Below are 19,396 nucleotides of genomic sequence, written 5' to 3'. Positions count from 1 at the left end.
TAGGAAGTGGGAGCGTCTTGAGGAAGAGGCGTTAGAGAAGTATAATTCGTAGTAAATAACAGTATAATACTTGGTTCCTACGATATGGGGGTGTTGTATACAATGAAGCTGAAGACTTCAGGCTACAGCTGCACATCGGAAGTAACGCTCGAACTAATCAGCGGCAAGTGGAAAATTCCGGTTCTAAGCTTATTGGCATCCCATACACGGCGGTATAATGAAATGCAGAAGCTTATCCCTGAAATAACACCGAAGGTATTGACGATCCAGCTTAGGGAGCTTGAAGCGAGCGGGCTTATTCATCGGAAGGTATATGCAGTAGTACCGCCTAAGGTGGAGTATATGCTGACAGAGCTGGGACTTCAGCTAATGCCGGCGCTTCTGCAGCTGTGTGATTTCGGTACTCATTATTTGACTCATATTCAAAATCAAGATCAGCAGTTCGTACAGCCAAGCAAATCATAGCAAACAGCCGCGTCCTTATAAGGATGCGGCTGTTTGCTTGCTGTTGGTATAAATGGTTTCGAGCAATGTTTAAGCCTCAGTGAGTTCTCCATCACCGCGAAGGACGCAGGCTTGGCAAGGGACATTGGCATGGACATAGGCTGTTCCGCTATAGGTGCGGCCATCGTTCGTTCGTGCCGTCATCTGGACGGCAATATTATCACTGACGTAATAATGATCGAGCAGCTCGGATGGTCCGGCATCAGTTGTGTCGACATACCATTGCTTGGAACCAAATTCTTGAACGATAACAAGCTGAGCGGCGCTGAACGTCAGCTCGGCTACTTCGATGTCATCGCCGGAGATCGTTATTTGTACGAGATCGATTGTTTCCATCATTATGGTTCAAGCTCCTCTCTAGATGTATCGATTGTATAAGTACGGGCTATTTCATGCAACATCCTGCTGGCTGGAAGCGTCTGTTAGTGCAGACCATATATAGGGGGATGTTGGATATGATGGCAATCGGAAAGCGATTAGGTATTGTGCTTATGTTCGTTGCCGTATTGATGCTTCAAGCTTGCGGGTCATCAGATAGAGACGATACGGCCGCAAACTATGAGAGCGAAAGCAAGACAACCGATACAACTGCAACGGATAGTACAGCGGCTGCAGATTTAGGTGAACCTGCTTCAGGAGGATCACACACTTCTGAGGACAAGGCAACAACCGAATCTAAGACGGATAAACCACAAGATTCTCGAAGCGATGAGGACTCCGCGACAAACAACAATAATGATGATGCTATTCCGGCTGGAACGCTGACAGCTGGCGAATGGGACGATAATGTGCTCTGGAGCCAGTGGAAGGAATTGATGGCTTCATACGAAGGCGATCGCTATCGGCCGTATTGGCAATTTTATAATTTTCAGCGGCTGGAAGTGAAGGTAACCGCGAACGGGCGGCCGGCAGTCGATGCGCAGGTTGCGCTGACTCGCAGCAATGGGCAGGATGGCTGGACTGCGCGCACCAATGCAGCAGGCGTGGCGTATTTGTTCCCGATTTTGTTCGAGGAGCAAGGCGGCAATGCGAAATATGGGGTAACGGTAACGGCTGGCAAGCAGAAGAAACAGTTCGAGAATGTGGATCTACAATCTGGTCGTGTGTTGGAAGTCGAGCTCAGCGAAGCGAGTGATGTCTCTTCTCTCGTTGACCTCATGCTTGTCGTCGATACGACGGGTTCGATGGCGGATGAATTGGAGTTTCTGGAGACTGAGCTGAAGGATGTCGTCAGACGGGTTGGCGAATCGAACAAGGGCCAGTTGAACATTCGGGTCAGCCCGAATTTTTACCGTGATGTGCATGATGATTATACGGTTCGTTCGTTCCCGTTCACAGAAGATATCGATAAGGCAGTCGGGCAAATTGCGAAGCAGGAAGCGTTCGGCGGCGGCGATACGCCGGAGGCAGTAGAGGAAGCGCTGGAAGATGCGATCGAAGAGCATGACTGGAGCAAGCAGGCATTGACTAGGCTGCTGTTCCTCGTCTTGGATGCACCGCCGCATCATGAGATATCGATTATAAAGAAAATGCAGGAGCTGACGGCGCTCGCCGCTGACAAAGGTATACGAATAATTCCGATCGCATCAAGCGGCGTCGACATTCCAACGGAGCATTTGCTCCGGTATATGGCGGTCGCAACGGGCGGAACGTACATTTTCCTAACGGATCACAGCGGTGTTGGGAATGAGCATCTGAAGCCTGCTGTTGGCGAGTATGAGGTGCGGGCGTTGAATGATCTGATGGTCGATGTCATTAATCGTTATGTGCAGGGGCAGTAGGAATGAAGCAAGAATAAAGCAAGAAGCAGAAGGCATAAGGCATAAGGCAGAAGGCAGAAGGCTAATGCAGTATTAGGCTGGTTCACAACATAACGCTTGTGTATAGCGACCTTCTAGAAGGGGGGGCTGTGCGCAGGCGTTTTGTTTTTATAGTTGAAAATACGCTTTCGGCATCACCATAATAGAAGTGCGTGTTTACAAAGTCCGGTTGTCAGCACCGAGAAGGTTGGATGAAGCAAGGAGTGAGGATCGGAGCGTAGTGAAGTGCTACGTGAGAACCGGAAGTTTTTGAACGACCTCTAGAAGAAGTAGGGAGAGAGAACGGAGGAAGCATGATGAACTGGACGATATCGCCGCTCGGCGATCGGGCGCTTGTTGCAGAGTTGTCCGTGGAAGCGGCCGGCGACAGCTGGGTACAGGTCGGGGCGGCGGCGGATTGGCTCCGGCAGGCGAACGTGCCGTGGATTATAGATCTCATCCCAGCTTATACAACTTTGACGATTATGTATGATCCTATCCATGTATGGAAGCTAGCAGCGCAGAGGAACGGTTTGACGGTCTATGAGATGGCGGTGCGTACTGTGCAAGGGCTGCTGGAATCGGTGGGCAATCGTTCTGAGCAGACCGCTCGATGGATGGATGTTCCGGTCTGTTATGGCGGTGAATTTGGCCCTGATCTGGAGCAATCTGCCGAACGGAGCGGGATGCGTGTAGAGCAGTTTGTACAGGCGCATGCAGCGGGGGCATACACCGTTGCGTTGGTTGGTTTTGTACCTGGGTTTCCGTATCTAGCTGGCTTACCAGCTCAGCTTGCACAGCCTAGACGAGACAATCCTCGCGCTCGCGTCCCTGCCGGTTCGGTCGCAATCGGCGGCGGGCAGACGGGCATTTACCCGCTTGACGTGCCTGGTGGTTGGCAGTTGATCGGTCGGACACCGCTTCGGCTGTTCGATGCGGACAAGACGGAACCGGCGCTGCTGCGGGCCGGGGATATCGTTCGATTCGTTCCGATAGATGAAGAGCGGTTTCTTGCGCTGGAAGCAGAGGAAGCGGCAGCTAGAGAGCGCTGATTGTTGGCGGTTGATAACCTAGCGGTCAAAGTCGGCGTTCAAGCCTCGTGACGGTTGAAGGAGCAGGGAACACGGTAAACAAAGAAACATGAAAGAGATAAGGTCGGTTGAACACATTGCAAAAGGAGGTGCCAGCGCATGAGCTTGATCGTACAAAAGCCTGGCTTGTATACGACGGTTCAAGATCGCGGGCGAAACGGACATCGTGCGGCAGGCCTTACAGGCGGCGGGGCTATGGATGATTATGCGCTTCGCGTCGCGAACCTGTTGGTCGGCAATGAGGAGGGGGAAGCAGGACTGGAGCTTACGCTGACAGGTCCTGTTCTTCGAGCGGAGGAAGACCTTCTGATCGCGATCACCGGCGCCGATATGGCGCCGCACATCGACGGCCACGAGCTTGCGACGTGGCGGCCGGTTTTTGTGCCGGCGGGCGCGACGATTCGCTTCGGAGCGGCCCGCCTTGGCTGCCGCGCGTACGTGGCGGTCGCCGGCGGCATTGGCACGGCTGCGGCGCTTGGCAGCCGCAGCACCGACGCGCGTGCGCGTCTTGGCGGCATCGACGGCCGGCCGCTTCGCGCCGGCGATGCCGTTCCCTGCGGCATGGCCGCAGGGGCGGTCGCCCCGTCCCCGTGGGCGACCGCTTGGCTCGCGGCGCTGGCTAAGCGCAGCAGCGCCGCCGTCGCCGAAGGCGAAGGCCGCCCGCATGGATGGGCGGCCTGGTACGCGCCGCCGCAGGCTTACGGCGGCGCAAGCGAAGCTGGCATCGAGCTGCGCGTGATGCCAGGCAGCGAGCACGGGCAGTACAGCGAAGCTGCCCGTGCAGCGTTCTACAGCGGCCGCTATCGCGTGCAGGCCGCTTCCGACCGAATGGGCGTGCGGCTCGATGGCTCGCCGCCGCTTGAACGCATCGCCAGGAACGAGCTGCTTTCGCATGGCATCGTCCCTGGCGTCATTCAAGTGCCCGACGGCGGCCAGCCGATCATTCTCGCCGCCGACTGTCAAACGACCGGCGGCTACCCGAAGCTGGCGCATGTCGCCGCCGTCGATATGCCGCTGCTCGCTCAGGCGAAGCCGGGCGATTGGATTACCTTCCGCCCGATCGGACTCGATGAGGCGCACGGGTTGTATCTCGCGACGGAGAGGTCGATCCGCGCGCTGGAATGGGCAATCCGCTGCCGCTTGCCACGCGATGCTTCCTAGCATCTAGTTAGTTTCTATAACGTACGATGACATGAGGTTAGTTTGATGCTATCAGTTGAGCAAGATATTGCGTTGGTCACAATGTTTTCATTAAGCACATATAGTCATTCCTCCAATCTATGCCTGCTGTGGCTGCGAGCTACGACACTATCGGCGCTAACGGTTGCAATGGCGCTTAATCGAGCCTAAATGTGCGATCTGAAGCTGTAACGGTTGCAACGAAGCTTATTTACGCTGTATTCGCGATTTTTGCCATAGTTGATCTCAATAGCCTCGCTGGCAACCGTTAGTGTTGCAAAGGCATTGATTTCCCTGTAATAACCGCTGGGACAACCGTTAGAAATCCGAACTAGCTCTTCCGACGCAGCCATATGCGTTTGACCATCGCCAATTCCACGTGGCACGCAAGCGGATTAAATGTGATATATCATTCGCTTCACTATGAATGAGCCTGAATTCATCACTCACTATCAATTGCATATGTGTTGCACATCGATTCATTCGCATCGACCGAATTAACAACATCAATGGCGGAGTTCGCTGCGTTCGCACCATTTTTTAAATCAAACGATTCTAGCAAACCATTACCTACACGTTGAGGTGACGCAATGACTAGCTTTACCGTTGACTTAAACGCTGACTTCGGCGAAGGTTTCGGTGCTTATTCCTTCGGACAGGACGAAGCGCTTCTGCCTTACGTAACGAGCGTGAATATTGCTTGCGGCTGGCATGCTGGCGATCCGCATACGATGCGGGAAGCGGTGGCTCGCAGCATCGCCGCTGGCGTGCAAATCGGAGCGCATCCCGGCCTGCCGGACCGATTAGGTTTCGGCCGACGCGAGATGGCAATCTCGCCGCAAGCGGCGTACGATTACACGCTGTATCAAGTTGGCGCCCTTCAAGCTTTCGTCCATGCAGCAGGCGGTCAGCTTGCACATGTAAAGCCGCACGGTGCGCTCTATCATATGGCAAACAGCAGCAGGGAAATCGCTGCTGCTATCTCGCGAGCTATCCATACGCTTGACAGCAAGCTGCTGCTTTATGGCCAATCGGGCAGCCTGCTTCTTGAAGCTGGACATGCAGAGGGACTGCGTGTCGTATCCGAAACGTTCGCGGATCGGACGTATCAGCCGAACGGAAAGCTGACGCCTCGATCCCAACCCAATGCGATGCTAGACCAGACTGAATCTGCGATTGCGCAGGCGATCAGCATGGTGTGCCGTTCCAAAGCAATGACAGCGGATGGAGGAGAAGCGCCTGTAGTGGCAGATACGATCTGCTTGCATGGCGATGGTCTACACGCCGCACAGTGGGCGAAAGCGATTCGCGAAGCGCTCGAAACAGCCAACGTTCGTATTCAACCGCCAAGCAACTGAAATATCTGCCTCTTAAACGTGGTCGCTCATCCTTGAAATGCTTGGCTATTCTTAGAGGTTTGCTCATACAAAAGGAGTCTCGGCTGCTGCCATGGAAACGATGATTCGTGTTTTTATATACGGCTCGCTGCTGCCAGGCGAGCATAACCATCATGTAGTGGAGCGATACGTTCACCAGTCCGAGTTCGGCCGGATTGCAGGTCGTCTCGTTGACGCAGGCTCCTATCCAGCTTTAGTACGTGATGCGACTGCTATACAGCGTTGTGCTGCTACTCGAGGCCAGTGGATCACAGTCCCGATATCCGCACTCGCCTCGCTGGACGAGCTGGAGGAATTTTTCGGCTGGGAAGAGACGAACGACTACGAACGGATTTGGGTGCGGGATTTGGAGCGGAGCGATCTCGAAGGCTGGGTCTACGTGTGGGACACCGACCGAGGCTGCCCGCCAGTCACCACTTCTTATTGGCCCGATTACTACGCTGCAAAACAAAGACGAAGTCGACCCTAGCAAGCATCGTCACCAAGTGTTTCCCCACCGCATCCACCATTTAACTCCACACAAGCCGGTCTTCCCAAACAGGAAAATCGGCTTTTTCGTTTACATTATATGGGATGTATTCGCTTGACCTGTTTCATAACATTTTGATAATGTTCAAAATGAGACGAGTATTCTGGCTTCGATCTTCTGTACAATGGTTGTGAATCCTCTGGTCGAAACTCAAAATCTATACGTCAGCACCTGTGGAACTGGGATTTCACCAAGCATTACTTTAATTTCTCGAATGCTTGCGCAAGCGCCCAAAGGGCACACGACTCCCACCACCCAAGTACGCAAATCGCACTCTATCCTACGTACCGCATGCCAGGGTTTAGGTGCGCATAAAAATTAAGCTCTGCCCCACAGGGGCACGCGATTCCCACCACCCCAGTACGCGTTTGCGCCTCTGCTTCTCCCACGTTCCCCCTTCCGGGGTCCAGGGGACGGGAGTTCCGCTGGGGTCCTCCCTTGCAGGGAGGATTTAGGTGGGTGGAGCTCCTGATTTAGGCGGGTAGAATCCCTTAGGCGGGTAGAGCTCATTAGGCGGGGAATTCATTAGGATAGAAATCAATAGGGGTTCAAGGGGCAGAGCCCCTATTTCTCAGAGAAAGGAAGTGCCTGCTCGTGAACAACATCGCATTTTATCATCACCATCATCGTTATAGTCGCTATATGAAAATTTTCACGCTTGGCGTGCTTCTGTTAGCCTGTTGGCTTGTATGGCCTGCATCGACGGTCAGTGCCCATTCGCAGCTGCTTGAAACTTCGCCGGAGGCTGGCGCACGTTTGACGCAGAGCCCGGAAGAAATTCGGCTTACCTTTAACGAGGCGGTCGAGACGAAGGTTGGCGGCATCGAGCTGCTGGACTCGTTATCTCGCAAAATGAATGTGTCAGCCATCGAGGCCAATCGCGATCGTACCTCGATCGCTGTGAAGCCGTCTAACCTTGACGAAGGCGTTTATACCGTTACATACCGGATTATTTCGGAGGATGGACATCCTGTTAACGGCTCTTATGTATTTGTTGTCGGAAATCCACCGGCGGCCAAAGATGCAGCAACCTTTGACCTCCACACCCAGCTGGGTCATACCGGACATGGTTCGACTGCGTCTGCACTCACATCGTCCGAGCTTATTCTATATGCCGTTCGGTTCTTCTACTACGCTACGCTGCTTCTAGCGGTAGGGGTGATGCTCTGGAAGTCCATGATGCGCTTTGAGGGCGCGTCGCTTCAGCTTGCTAAGGCCTGGTCCCTTGGTACAGTCCGTGCTTTCCTATTTGGCTCGATTCTATATGTATTTTTCCATGCTCGCGAAGTGATGGAGGACGAGCCGCTTAGCGAATGGCTTAAGCTGCTGTCGCGCACATCGGTTGGCATGGCGTGGCTGGCAACGGTCGTTCTGTCGCTCATTGGTTTCCTCGTGCTTCGTGGCGGCCGGACCGTCAGCGTTATTTGGGCGATTCTCTTAATCGCGGTTGAAAGCTGGAGCGGCCATGCTGAGGCCAACAATCCGAAGGTTCTCACGGTTGGTCTCGACTTTGTCCACCTTACAGCTGCTGCGCTATGGGCAGGTGGACTCGCACTGCTGTTGGTGTTCTGGTTCAAAGACCGCAAGGAAGCAGGACGCTTCGCAGTCCGATTCTCAGGCGGGGCTGTTCTGTCGCTCGCTGCGCTCGTGCTGACAGGCGTCGGCATGACGCTGCTGTTCCTGCCGAAGCTGTCCTATTTGTGGCTCACATCGTGGGGCGTCATGCTGACGATCAAGGCCGGACTGACGCTGCTTGTCATCATTGTCGGCGCGTTGCTCCGCATTCGAGTAAGACGAGGTGACCTGCCATCTGCTACGATTCTTCGAATCGATGGCGCGCTCATGGCACTCATCATCGTCATTACATCCTTATTTACGTACGTTAGCCCGCTGCCTGCGAATGAGCCTGTATCCTATCATAAAATGGGTGCCGAGATGCACGTATCGCTGCGCGTAACGCCGAACGTACCAGGCGACAACAAGATTACGCTCAAAATCTGGCTGCCTGATGTGACCGGCGCACCTAAATCCGTCGTGCTGCGCTTCCGTTCGGAACAGCATGAGGATGCCCCGATTGATATTCCGCTTGAGGCGTACGATGATCAAGAGATTGATGCGTTCGACGGCTACGGCAAGTACGCTTATCAGGCGAACGGTCCTTACATCCCTTACCCGGGACAATGGACGGCGGAAATCCGGGTCATGGACAAGAACGATAATGAGCTGGTCGAGACTACGACCTTCCGCAACTACTAAGGCGAAGCTGCCAAGCGATAGATTCGGCCCGACGAGAGGTTGTTAAGCTGATGTCCTATAACAAAATCAAATGGGCGATCCTGCTCATCCCAACGATCACGCTTGGTCTATGGGAATATGTTCGGCACCAATTTTTGCTGCCGTATCTGTCGATGGAGCTCGGCAATTTCCTCGCACCGATTATCGTGCTGCTCGTCACGCTGACGCTGCTCACGAAGCTGTTTCGCATGATGGAGGATACGCAGAGCATGCTCCAGCGCGAAAAAGCGATGAAGGCGGTATTCGAGGAGCGGGAACAGCTCGCACGCGAGCTGCATGACGGGATATCGCAGTCGCTGTTCCTGCTGTCGGTCAAGCTGGATAAGCTGGAACAGGCAGAGGAAAGCAGCGATCGCGCCGCAGCGACAGAACAGATTCGTGGGACAGTTCGGCATGTCTACGCGGACATTCGGCAGTCGATTGCGAATTTGCAGGCCGCGCCGGTGACGACCGATGTACCATGGATGAATGCTATCCGCGAACTCGCGGAGGATACGAGAACGAACGGGCGGCTGCAGGTGAAGCTGGACTGGCGCCTTTCCGATGGTCTGCTTAACGGCAAGGAGCAGGTCGAGCTGCTTGCCATTCTTCGTGAGTCCGTCATGAATGTACGCAAGCATGCGCATGCTTCGGAGCTTACCGTCACAAGCGAGCCGCTCGAAGGCGGATTTCATGTGACGGTTCGCGACAATGGGATTGGAGCGGATACGGATGCAATGTGGGCCAAAGGCCGTTTCGGCATACGGATGATGCGCGATCGTGCGCAATCGATGGGCTGGACGTTTACAGCTAGTGGAACGGCGGGACAGGGCACCACCATTACGATTGAGAAAGCTAGAGGAGGCCGCCATGAGCGATAACACACCGTCACAATCCGTTGCTCGTGTCATGCTCGTCGATGATCATCCGCATGGCCGCGAGGGCATGCGCGAGATTTTGTCCGGTGATCGATCATTCGAGATCATTGCCGAGGCGAAGAGCGGAGAAGAGGCGCTCGAGCTGATCGAGCTACAGCAGCCAGATTTGGTGCTGATGGACATCCGGATGCCGGGCATGGGCGGGCTTGAGGCTACGCAGCGCATTAAGTCGCGTTGGCCAGCCGTTAAGATCGTCATGGTGACCGTGTCTGATGACATCTCCGATTTGTTCGAAGCGATCAAGCGCGGAGCCCAAGGTTATCTTCTCAAAAATATTACGCCCTCCCAATGGCTCGAATACTTGCGTGCAGTCGCATACGACGAAGCGCCAATGTCGAAGGAGCTAGCAGCAAGGCTGCTGCTCGAATTCACCGGCGCGCTCGGCCAATCCGGCCGCACGCCTGCAAGTACACTCGGCGGCTCCCCAAAACCGGAGCCCCGAACGAACGCTTCCTCCGCGACTCCGCTCACGGAGCGGGAAAAAGAAATACTCGAACGAGTCGCCTACGGCGACTCCAACCGAGAGATTGCCGCCACGCTAGGCATCTCTGAACATACGGTCAAAAACCACCTCAAGAACATTTTGCAAAAGCTCCACCTCGACAACCGCGTCCAACTCGCCCGCTACGCCATCCAGCAGGGAATGAACGACCAAACCTAACCTCCACACAAAAAAGTAATAGAGCCACGAACGAGAAGGCTTATGCGAATTCGCATAAGCCTTCTCGTTTGTGTTTGTATTGAAGCCATCCCATGCTCGGCAATGAGCTAAGTGCGGTAAAATCACACCTAATGCAAGCTGAGCGAGCTTCAAACACGTTTAAGCGTACCTTTACCACGCTTAACCCATCAGAATGTTCGCTAATCATACGTCAGAACATTAATAAGTGTGGTTATCCCACACCTATCGGGTTCAAAGCGGTTACTTTACAAGATTAGGTGTGGTTCTACCCTACTTAATCCAGATACCAACATAACGCCTATACGCAATCAACTTTCACGCCCCCAAAACAACACACTAAAACGCACATCTGTAATGCGATGCCCCACAGGGGCACGCGCCCAGCACACAGTATATCTCCCGCGCCTCCGCCCTGCCACCATCCTTTTCGAGGCCCCGCAGGGAGGGATTGGGTTTGTATTCTACGCTCGAACAAAAGCTTGTGCCCGCAGGGGCACGCGCCCAGCACGCAGTATCTCCCACGCGCCTCCGCCCTGCCACCATCCTTTTCGAGGCCCCGCAGGGAGGGATTGGGTTTGCATTCTACGCTCGAACAAAAGCTTGTGCCCGCAGGGGCACGCGACCCCAAAGCACGCAGTATCTAACACTCGCCTCAGTCACTCCCACATCCCCTTCCGGGGTCCAGGGGACGGGAGTCCCATGGGGTCCTCCCTAGCAGGGAGGATTTAGGTGGGTAGAAATTTTTAAATTTCATTTATTAAAATAGGGGTTCAAAAGGGGCCATCCCCCTTTTTTCACCAACTTGCCACATCCCATAGCTCTTTCGAGTCATGTCAACTATGGCAGCTGAACGGTATACTAGCGGCATAGGAGCAATTCGAGACGGAGAGAAGGATGGCGATGATGATGAAGAAACAGTCCATGAAGAAATTCGCAGTAGCAGCAACGATGGCGGTAAGCATGCTGGCATTCTCGGGTATTGCAAGCGCCCATGTTACAGTTCAACCAACGCAGGTGCAAGCTGGTACATACCAAGTATTGGCCGTACGTGTACCAAGTGAAGAGAAGGACATTAACACGGTTAAGATTAAAGTAAACGTCCCAGCGGAAATCAACGTTAGCCGCGTTGAACCGAAGCCGGGCTGGAAATATGAAGTGGAGCGCAGCGCTGATGACGTTATCACGTCCATTACGTGGACGGCAGAAGGCAGCGGTTTGTCGGCAACCGAATTCACAGAATTCCGCGTAAGCGGCAAAGTTGCAGACGATGCAACGCAGCTCGTCTGGAAAGCTTACCAAACATACAGCGACGGCCAAGTGGTGGAATGGGTTGGCGGCGATGGCGCAGATAAGCCTGCATCCGTAACGACAGTAACGCCTGCAGCAGAAGGCGGCGACGCGCATGGTGACAGCCATGACGCCGCATCGACAACAGCAGCGGAGTCGGACGACAGCAGCGACAGCAAGACGCCGCTCATTTTGTCCATCGTAGCCGTAGTGCTTGGCGCAGCATCACTGCTCGTATCACTGACGCGCAAGAAACGTTAGGCTTGCTTAGCGCGGCACGAGTTGGTTATAATAATGGGTAATAGATGGATTGCAATGACGGAGAAGAGTAAGCGGATCTGTTCGGACAGGGAGAAGACGCCATGGATTGAGAGCGTCTTTGCGGTGACAGTCTGCTGAAGTTCGCTCCCGAGCAGACTTTTGAACGCGTACCTCATGTACGTATGTAGGAAGTCCGGCACCGGCCGTTATCCGGTAAGAGAAGCCGAATGGTCTTGACTCTCAGAAGTCGGATCAGTCGTTTGCAGCATCATGCAGCGCGGCTTGAAATAGGGTGGTACCACGGTCCTTTCGTCCCTAACGGGGAGGAAGGGCCTTTTTTGCGTCCATTCAAGAGGTAGTTCAAAAAGTCCGCTTTTGATCACGAAGTAAGTCAGGAAGCTATTCGACGTCGAAGCTTGCGTTCACCTTCGGAGTCCGGTACTCATGTAGGTACTGCCTACACTCCGTTCCTCCTCCTTCAGGTTCTCGCAATCTTCTCGGCGGACGAAAACCGAACTTTTTGAACACGCACTTCAAGCAGAATGGATGAATAGCTGGACATTTGATGGAGGGATACAAGCATGAAAGAACGGTTGGAGGCGCTGCGCGTTGAAGCGCTGCAAGAGCTTCAGCAAGTTGCAGGACAGCAGCAATTGAACGATTTGCGTGTTAAGTATTTGGGCAAGAAGGGCGCGCTGACGGAAATTCTCCGCGGCATGGGCAGCCTGAGCGCAGAAGAGCGTCCGATTATCGGTCAAGTCGGTAACGAGGTTCGCGCTGCGATTGAAGCGGTTATCGAAGAAAAGCAAGAAGCGTACCGTCAAGAAGAGACGGCTGCACGCCTTCGCGAAGAGACGATTGACGTCTCGCTGCCAGGCCGTGCGCTGCCAACTGGCGCAGTGCATCCGCTGAACAAGGTCGTTACGGAGATTGAAGATATTTTCATCGGCCTCGGCTATTCGGTTGCAGAAGGTCCGGAGGTAGAGACGGATTACTTCAACTTTGAAGCGCTCAATCTGCCGAAAAACCACCCTGCGCGCGACATGCAGGATTCGTTCTACATTACGGATGAAATTCTGATGCGTACGCAGACATCGCCGGTTCAGATCCGTACGATGAAAGCAGCGAACGGCAAATCGCCAATTAAAGTCATTTGCCCAGGCAAAGTTTATCGCCGCGATGACGACGACGCAACGCACTCGTTCCAATTCAATCAGATCGAAGGTCTGGTCGTTGGTCCGAACATTCGGATGAGCGACTTGAAGGGCACGCTGCTGCAATTCGTACAATTGATGTTCGGCAGCCAAGCGCAAATTCGCCTTCGTCCAAGCTTCTTCCCATTCACAGAGCCAAGCGCTGAAGTTGACGTAACGTGCTCGCAGTGCGGCGGTCATGGCTGCCGGATGTGCAAGCATACGGGCTGGCTCGAAATTCTCGGCTGCGGCATGGTGCATCCGCGCGTTCTCGAGATGGGCGGTTATGATCCGAACGAAGTTAGCGGCTTCGCATTCGGTATGGGAGTTGAGCGTATCGCGCTGCTGAAATACGGCATCGATGACATCCGCCACTTCTACACGAACGACCAGCGGTTCTTGAATCAGTTCGCACGAATGTGATAAGGCGGCAGTCCAAAGGTCAGCTGCAATATACGGGATAGAAGGGAACGTTAAACGAAATGAATGTATCCTATCAATGGTTGAATGAATATATCGATGTTTCGGATCTCACAGCGAAGGAAATCGCGGAGCAAATGACGCGCGGCGGCATCGAGATCGACGTCGTAGAATCGCGTAACAAAGGCGTATCCGGCGTTGTAGTCGGTTATGTCGTATCGAAAGAAAAGCACCCTGACGCCGATAAGCTGAACGTGTGCCAAGTGGACGTAGGAACGGGTGAAAATCTGCAAATCGTCTGCGGCGCTCGCAACGTAGATGCTGGCCAGAAGGTGCCAGTCGCAACGGTTGGCGCGAAGCTGCCTGGCGATCTGAACATCAAGCGCGCGAAGCTGCGCGGCGTTGAATCGCAAGGCATGATCTGCTCGGCGAAGGAGCTTGGTCTCAACGAGAAGCTGCTGCCGAAGGAGCAGCAGGAAGGGATTCTTGTTCTGCCTGCAGACACACCTATCGGCCAGCCGATCGGCAAAACGCTCGCGATCGACGATGAAGTACTGGAGCTCGACCTGACGCCGAACCGTTCGGACTGCCTGAGCATGCTTGGTACAGCTTATGAAGTCGCAGCACTTACGGGCCGTGAAGTGAAGCTGCCAAGCACGGCAATTATGGATTCGCCGGAGCTGGCATCCTCCTACCTGAAAGTATCGATCGAAGCGAAGGATCTGTGCTCGCACTATACAGCACGTTATATTCGTGGTGTTACCATCGCGCCGTCGCCGCTCTGGCTGGCTAACCGACTGATGGCGGCTGGCATTCGTCCGATCAACAACGTGGTTGACGTGACGAACTACGTCATGCTCGAGTACGGTCAACCGCTTCACGCGTTTGACGCTTCCAAGGTAGCCGGCGGCCGCATCGTGGTTCGTCTTGCTCAAGAAGGCGAAACGCTGACGACGCTGGATGACCAAGAGCGCAAGCTGGAGCCGCAAATGCTCGTTATCGCCGACAGCGATAAAGCAGTCGCGCTGGCTGGCGTAATGGGTGGTGCGAACAGCGAAGTGACAGCAGATACGACGGACATTATTTTGGAATCGGCTCGTTTCGACGGCAGTACGGTTCGCCGTACGTCGCGTCAACTGGGTCTTCGTTCGGAATCGAGCGCACGCTTCGAGAAAGAAGTCGATCCGGGCCGTGTCATTCCTGCTCTTGATCGTGCAGCATCGCTGCTTGAGCAAATTGCAGGCGGACATGTGGCAGAAGGCATCGTTGAAGCCGTCGCTGCAACGCAGGAGCCAGCAGTTGTCCAAGTCACGCTGAGCAAAATCAATTCGTACCTCGGCACGTCGCTGTCGAAGCTTGAAGTAGAAGCGATCTTCACGCGACTCGGTTTCCAAGGCGATCTCGATCACAATGGCACGTTTACGATTACGGTGCCTACACGCCGCGGCGATATTACGCGCGATGTGGATCTTATTGAAGAAGTTGCTCGTCTGTACGGCTACGATAACATTCCAACGACGCCAATCGAAGGCAGCACAACGCCAGGTGCGCTCACGAAGCCGCAGGCGATTCGCCGCGAGCTGCGCAAGCGTCTGACGGACTCCGGTCTGAACGAAGTCATTAGCTACTCGTTCACAGGCCCAGAGCGTACAGCGCTGTTCCCAGCGCTGACGGGCGATGTACGTCCGATTCGTCTGGCGATGCCGATGAGCGAGGAGCGCAGCGTGCTTCGTACGTCGCTGCTGGCGCAACTGCTCGATATGGCAGTTTATAACCGCAATCGGAAGAACGACAATATTGCAGTGTTCGAGCTCGGCAGCGTTTACCATACAGAAGAAGAGACGTTGACGCAGCTTCCGCATGAGAAGCATCGCTTCGGCTTGCTGCTGACGGGCAATGCAGTGCAAGCAGCATGGAATCAGAAAGCTGTTGCTTATGATTTCTATCATGCAAAAGGCATTGTCGAAACGATCATGCAGACGCTTGGTGTTAGCGGCCGCGTACGTTATGAAGCTGCTGCTCCAGAAGGGTTCCACCCTGGCCGTACGGCAGCGGTGAAGCTGCAGACGGAAGCGGGTGAGATTACGCTTGGTTATGTGGGTCAGCTGCATCCACAGCTGCAGCAGCAGATGGATCTGTCGGACACGTATGCAGCAGAGCTGGAGCTTGCTCCGCTGTACGAATACGCGAATGCAGCTATCGTCTATCAGACGCTGCCGCGCTACCCTGCTATGGAGCGTGACATCGCGGTTGTCGTTGATTCTGCAGTCGAAGCTGGCCGCTTGCTGGAGAAGGCACTTGAGACAGCAGCGGGTCTGCTGGAGTCGATTCGCGTGTTTGACGTCTTTACCGGTGAGAAGCTTGGTGCTGGCAAGAAGAGCGTTGCTTTGTCGCTTGTGTACCGCCACGCAGAGCGTACGCTGACAGATGAGGAAGTAACGGAACTGCACGGCGCAGTCGTTACGGCAATTGAGCAAACTTTTGGTGCAGAATTGCGGAAGTAGGCAGGAAACACTCTAAGCCACATCGAAATAGTTCCGAAAGGAACAGCGATGTGGCTTTTTTTCGCATTTGGGGTAATGGTTAATGATCCATCCACGATCGATTGTAAGGTCGGAAGTGGATTTTATTGCCAAATGCTGCCTATAAGCCTTATTCTATTGAGTCGCTCCCTCATAAGTCTGGTGAAAATGTCACAGGCAAGCTAGCAGCATGAAACGCGACTTTAATTACAACTAGGAGGATATTGCTTTGATGGATGCCGATCGGACACGCGTAACGGTTGACATATACGGATATCAGTATAAGCTGACAGGCCGGTCCAGCTCCGATTATATCAAGCGGGTAGCGGCGCTAGTCGACGAGAATATGCATAAGCTGGCCAAGGGTTACCCGAGGCTTGATGTGCCAAAGATCGCTGTGCTCGCAGCGGTACATATGGCGGAAGATGTAATGCGTCTGCAGCGGGAAACGGACCGTCTGCTCGTAGAGGAAGCCCGCAATGGCGTCCTTGCGGAAGAACTGGAGCGTATCCGGACTGAGGCGGCGCAGTGGCAGGACATGCTGGCTGAAGCTGATCAGCGCGTTGCAGCTGCGGAGCAGGCTGGTGCAGAAGCTTGCGCACGTGTCGAACGTGAGCAAGCGGAGAAGGCTGAAGCGCAGATAGCAGAATTGCGCTTGCAATTGGAGCAAGCAGAGTCGGTTGCGAACAAGCGGCTCGAGGAAGCTATGCAAACGTATGAGCAGCGCGGCATAGAGCTTGAAGCAGCAGCTCAGCAGAAGCTGGAGCAAGCTGCTGAAGAGCATGCGAAGGCGCTGGCTGCGCAGCGGGAAGAGCTTGTCCGCCAATCGAGCACAGCTCGTGCGGAAGCAGAGCGCAAGCTGCAGGAGCAGCGTGCAGCGGCAGACCGGTTGCTTGCTGAGCAGCGCAACAGCGCAGAGAAGAAACTGCAGGAAATGCGTAATGAGTATGACCGCAAGCTCGCTCAACGCGGTGAAACGTCGGATCGTGAGCGCGAGAAGTTGAGCGCAGAGCTAGAGACGCTTCGCAAGAGAGAAGAGCAGCTGCGCACGGAGCTTGAGATGCTGCGTGCAAGCGGAGAGAAAGTGGCTGCTGAGCTTGAGGCCGTTCGTCAGAATGAGGAGCGGTTGAATGCACAGCTTGTGCAGGCCCGTTCAGACGAGGAGCAGCTGCTTGAAGAGCTTGCGGCAGCACAGGTTGAGGTAGAGCAGCATGCTGTAGAATACGGAGCATCACTTGAACGCATCAAGACGGAACACGCAGCTGTTTTGGAGCAGGTTAGGTCTGAGCATGCTGCTGTCATGGAGCTTGCGAATGAAGAACGCAGCGAACTGCTGGAACAGACGAGGCAGGAGCTTGTTCGTCTAGCGGCACAACATGAGTCGGAGCTTGCACGCATTGAAGCGGATCGCACCGCTGAGCTGACGCGTATGAACGCGGAGCATCGAACGATTGTGGAACTTGCGAATGCTGAGCACATCGAAGTATTGGGGCTTGCGATTGCAGAGCATGCGTCTGAGCTGGAACGGCTAGCGGCAGAACATCGGACTGAACTGGAGCAAGTCGTCGCTGCACATCAAGCAGAGCAAGATCGCGTCGCTGCGGAGCACCAAGCTGAACTGGAACGCGTCGCTGCGCAGCAGCAAGCGGCGGCTGCCGAGCAATTGAAAGCGAAGACGGCTGCATTCGAGGATGAGCTGACGGAGTACGTTGCAGAGCTGGAAAGCCAGCATCAAGAGTTGATCGATCGTATGGCGAAGGAGCATCAAGTACAGCTGGACGAAGCCGCACGTCGCTACGAGGAGCAGTACGCAGCAGCTGGTCATGAGCATGAACAACGGCTTGCAGCTTCCTACCGTGAGTTCGAGGAACGGTTGGAAGCATTGAAGCGTGAGCATGAAGAGCAGCTTGCCGCTGAGAACAGCCGCTGCGAAGAACGTCTTGGAGCAGCGCATCGTGCGAATGATGAACAGCTGGAAGCTGTCGAACAACGCTGCCAAGAGCAGCTGAACTCGTTAGAGCAGCAATGCATTGAGCATGTAGATCGTTTGGAAGCGCAGCATCGAGATGCAATGGAAGAGCTTCGCGAGCAATATGGGGCGATTGCAGAGGAGCAATCGCGTCAGCTTGAGCAGCAAGCCGTAGAGCATCAGGAGCTGCTTGCCGGAGCTTCTGAAGAGCAGCGCAGCCTGCGCAAGCAGCTGGAAGAACAAGCCGAGACGTTCCAAGCGCAGATGGATCAAGCGCGCAAACAGTGGGAACGCCAAGCGACGGAATCGGATGAGCAGCTCATGACTGTAATGGAGCAGGAAGAGACGCTGCGCGGAGAAGTTGCCCGCCTGAAAGAGCTGCTTCAAGAGCGAGAGGAGCAGGAGCGCACGATCGCCGCCGATCTCTCGGAGCTGGTGCAGAAGCAGCAATGGATGGAGAAGCAGCTTCATGCGAAGCATGACGAACTCGCATTGAAGCACAGTGAGCTTACAGCCATGCAAGCTGATCTTGAAGCGAAGCAGGCGGAGCTTGAGAACGAGCGTGAACGTTACGAACGTGCGGTACAATCCGGCGAGCGGTTGGCGGATAAAGCAGGTGCGCTTGAGCAGGAACTGCAGCTTGTCGGCGATCATCTCGAGCAGCAGATCGAGCAAGCAGCCGCAGCGTCCCGACTGCTGGCCATTCAGCAGGAGGAGCACAGCCGCTTGACGACGCGAATTGCAGAGCTGGAGCATGCAGTCGCACAATCGAGTGAGCAGACGTCGAAGAAGCAGGTGCAAGCGCAGGCGCGTGAAGCGGAGCTCGAGAGACAGGTTAAGAAATATAGCGAGCATCTCGAAGCGCTGCAATCCGAGCTTGAACAATATCGACAAGCAGCCGCAGCTGATGCAGAACAGTCATCGGAGCTTGGCGCTAAGCTGCAATCGCTGGAAGAGGCACGCCTCGAATATGAACGTGAGACGAATATGCTGCGCACAGAGCTGAGCAAGCTTCAACAGGAATACACGAAGCTGCAGACCGAGTACAATGAATGGATCGAACTAATCGAATCCAGCTAACCAGCATAGCTGACAAAAAAGGACAGACACTCACGGCAGCGGTATAATACCGCATCGTGATGTGTCTGTCCTTTTTTTCTTTTAATCATTTGCCCTAAGCACTGCTCTTTATGTGCATTTCTAAAACGCTCTACAGTAAGCTTGACCCAAAGGGTCACGCGAGTCCCACGACGCAGTATCTTAACCACGCCTCTACCGATCCCACGTTTCCCCTTCCGGGGTCCAGGGGACGGGAGTCCCATGGGGTCCTCCCTAGCAGGGAGGATTTAGG

Annotated in this window: 14 protein-coding genes; 13 read left to right on the top strand and 1 reads right to left on the bottom strand. The window is 54.5% G+C overall.

Going from position 1 to position 19,396, the window contains the following annotated elements:
- Positions 1–102: 102 nt before the first annotated feature.
- Positions 103–465: a winged helix-turn-helix transcriptional regulator gene (locus DFQ01_RS04500; protein WP_110042674.1), complete on the top strand. Its 363-nt coding sequence runs from the start codon at positions 103–105 to the stop codon at positions 463–465.
- Between the two features lie 69 nt (positions 466–534).
- On the opposite strand, the gene DFQ01_RS04495 is transcribed toward DFQ01_RS04500, so the two are convergent.
- Positions 535–843 (bottom strand): hypothetical protein, encoded by a 309-nt coding sequence (locus DFQ01_RS04495; protein WP_110042673.1) that lies wholly within the window; start codon positions 841–843, stop codon positions 535–537.
- Between the two features lie 116 nt (positions 844–959).
- On the opposite strand from DFQ01_RS04495, the gene DFQ01_RS04490 reads away from it, so the two are divergent.
- The 12 genes from DFQ01_RS04490 (at position 960) to DFQ01_RS04435 (ending at position 19,125) form a co-directional block, all read left to right on the top strand.
- Entirely contained in the window at positions 960–2,285 is a 1,326-nt protein-coding gene (locus DFQ01_RS04490) for a VWA domain-containing protein (RefSeq protein WP_174812555.1), read from the top strand.
- Positions 2,286–2,617: 332 nt separating this feature from the next.
- On the top strand, positions 2,618–3,355 hold the full coding sequence (pxpB, locus tag DFQ01_RS04485) for a 5-oxoprolinase subunit PxpB (protein WP_110042671.1): 738 nt from the start codon (positions 2,618–2,620) through the stop codon (positions 3,353–3,355).
- A gap of 138 nt (positions 3,356–3,493) precedes the next feature.
- A complete protein-coding gene (locus DFQ01_RS04480) occupies positions 3,494–4,555 on the top strand; it encodes a 5-oxoprolinase subunit C family protein (protein ID WP_110042670.1) in 1,062 nt (353 codons plus the stop codon).
- A 608-nt stretch (positions 4,556–5,163) separates the two neighbouring features.
- On the top strand, positions 5,164–5,931 hold the full coding sequence (locus DFQ01_RS04475) for a LamB/YcsF family protein (protein WP_110042669.1): 768 nt from the start codon (positions 5,164–5,166) through the stop codon (positions 5,929–5,931).
- Positions 5,932–6,022: 91 nt separating this feature from the next.
- On the top strand, positions 6,023–6,439 hold the full coding sequence (locus DFQ01_RS04470) for a gamma-glutamylcyclotransferase family protein (RefSeq protein WP_110042668.1): 417 nt from the start codon (positions 6,023–6,025) through the stop codon (positions 6,437–6,439).
- 654 nt (positions 6,440–7,093) lie between these two features.
- Positions 7,094–8,755: a copper resistance CopC/CopD family protein gene (locus DFQ01_RS04465; RefSeq protein ID WP_245946523.1), complete on the top strand. Its 1,662-nt coding sequence runs from the start codon at positions 7,094–7,096 to the stop codon at positions 8,753–8,755.
- A gap of 50 nt (positions 8,756–8,805) precedes the next feature.
- Complete coding sequence (locus DFQ01_RS04460; protein ID WP_110042667.1) at positions 8,806–9,654, top strand: sensor histidine kinase; 849 nt, start codon at positions 8,806–8,808, stop codon at positions 9,652–9,654.
- Positions 9,644–10,372 (top strand): response regulator, encoded by a 729-nt coding sequence (locus tag DFQ01_RS04455; protein ID WP_110042666.1) that lies wholly within the window; start codon positions 9,644–9,646, stop codon positions 10,370–10,372. Before DFQ01_RS04460 ends, DFQ01_RS04455 begins: the two co-directional genes overlap by 11 nt.
- Positions 10,373–11,293: 921 nt before the next feature.
- Positions 11,294–11,941, top strand: coding sequence for a YcnI family copper-binding membrane protein (locus DFQ01_RS04450; RefSeq protein WP_342769979.1), 648 nt, complete (start codon positions 11,294–11,296; stop codon positions 11,939–11,941).
- A 581-nt stretch (positions 11,942–12,522) separates the two neighbouring features.
- Entirely contained in the window at positions 12,523–13,557 is a 1,035-nt protein-coding gene (gene pheS, locus DFQ01_RS04445) for a phenylalanine--tRNA ligase subunit alpha (RefSeq protein WP_110042665.1), read from the top strand.
- A gap of 59 nt (positions 13,558–13,616) precedes the next feature.
- Positions 13,617–16,058 (top strand): phenylalanine--tRNA ligase subunit beta, encoded by a 2,442-nt coding sequence (gene pheT / locus DFQ01_RS04440; RefSeq protein WP_110042664.1) that lies wholly within the window; start codon positions 13,617–13,619, stop codon positions 16,056–16,058.
- Between the two features lie 247 nt (positions 16,059–16,305).
- Positions 16,306–19,125, top strand: coding sequence for a cell division protein ZapA (locus DFQ01_RS04435; protein ID WP_146216834.1), 2,820 nt, complete (start codon positions 16,306–16,308; stop codon positions 19,123–19,125).
- The last annotated feature ends 271 nt before the right edge of the window (positions 19,126–19,396 follow it).

Origin of the sequence: Paenibacillus cellulosilyticus, from assembly GCF_003182255.1 — a bacterium.
Lineage (GTDB): Bacteria > Bacillota > Bacilli > Paenibacillales > Paenibacillaceae > Paenibacillus_T > Paenibacillus_T cellulosilyticus.
The sequence above is the reverse complement of the archived record's forward strand: the minus strand, read 5'-3'. Positions and strand labels throughout refer to the sequence as shown.

Bases quoted from the DNA above. Each gene is read 5' to 3' on its own strand.
- DFQ01_RS04470 (WP_110042668.1), top strand. From the start codon at position 6,023: ATGGAAACGATGATTCGTGTTTTTATATACGGCTCGCTGCTGCCAGGC.
- DFQ01_RS04460 (WP_110042667.1), top strand. From the start codon at position 8,806: ATGTCCTATAACAAAATCAAATGGGCGATCCTGCTCATCCCAACGATC.
- DFQ01_RS04455 (WP_110042666.1), top strand. From the start codon at position 9,644: ATGAGCGATAACACACCGTCACAATCCGTTGCTCGTGTCATGCTCGTC.
- DFQ01_RS04480 (WP_110042670.1), top strand. From the start codon at position 3,494: ATGAGCTTGATCGTACAAAAGCCTGGCTTGTATACGACGGTTCAAGAT.
- pheT (WP_110042664.1), top strand. From the start codon at position 13,617: ATGAATGTATCCTATCAATGGTTGAATGAATATATCGATGTTTCGGAT.
- DFQ01_RS04490 (WP_174812555.1), top strand. From the start codon at position 960: ATGATGGCAATCGGAAAGCGATTAGGTATTGTGCTTATGTTCGTTGCC.
- DFQ01_RS04495 (WP_110042673.1), bottom strand. From the start codon at position 843: ATGATGGAAACAATCGATCTCGTACAAATAACGATCTCCGGCGATGAC.
- DFQ01_RS04450 (WP_342769979.1), top strand. From the start codon at position 11,294: ATGATGATGAAGAAACAGTCCATGAAGAAATTCGCAGTAGCAGCAACG.
- pheS (WP_110042665.1), top strand. From the start codon at position 12,523: ATGAAAGAACGGTTGGAGGCGCTGCGCGTTGAAGCGCTGCAAGAGCTT.
- DFQ01_RS04475 (WP_110042669.1), top strand. From the start codon at position 5,164: ATGACTAGCTTTACCGTTGACTTAAACGCTGACTTCGGCGAAGGTTTC.
- pxpB (WP_110042671.1), top strand. From the start codon at position 2,618: ATGATGAACTGGACGATATCGCCGCTCGGCGATCGGGCGCTTGTTGCA.
- DFQ01_RS04500 (WP_110042674.1), top strand. From the start codon at position 103: ATGAAGCTGAAGACTTCAGGCTACAGCTGCACATCGGAAGTAACGCTC.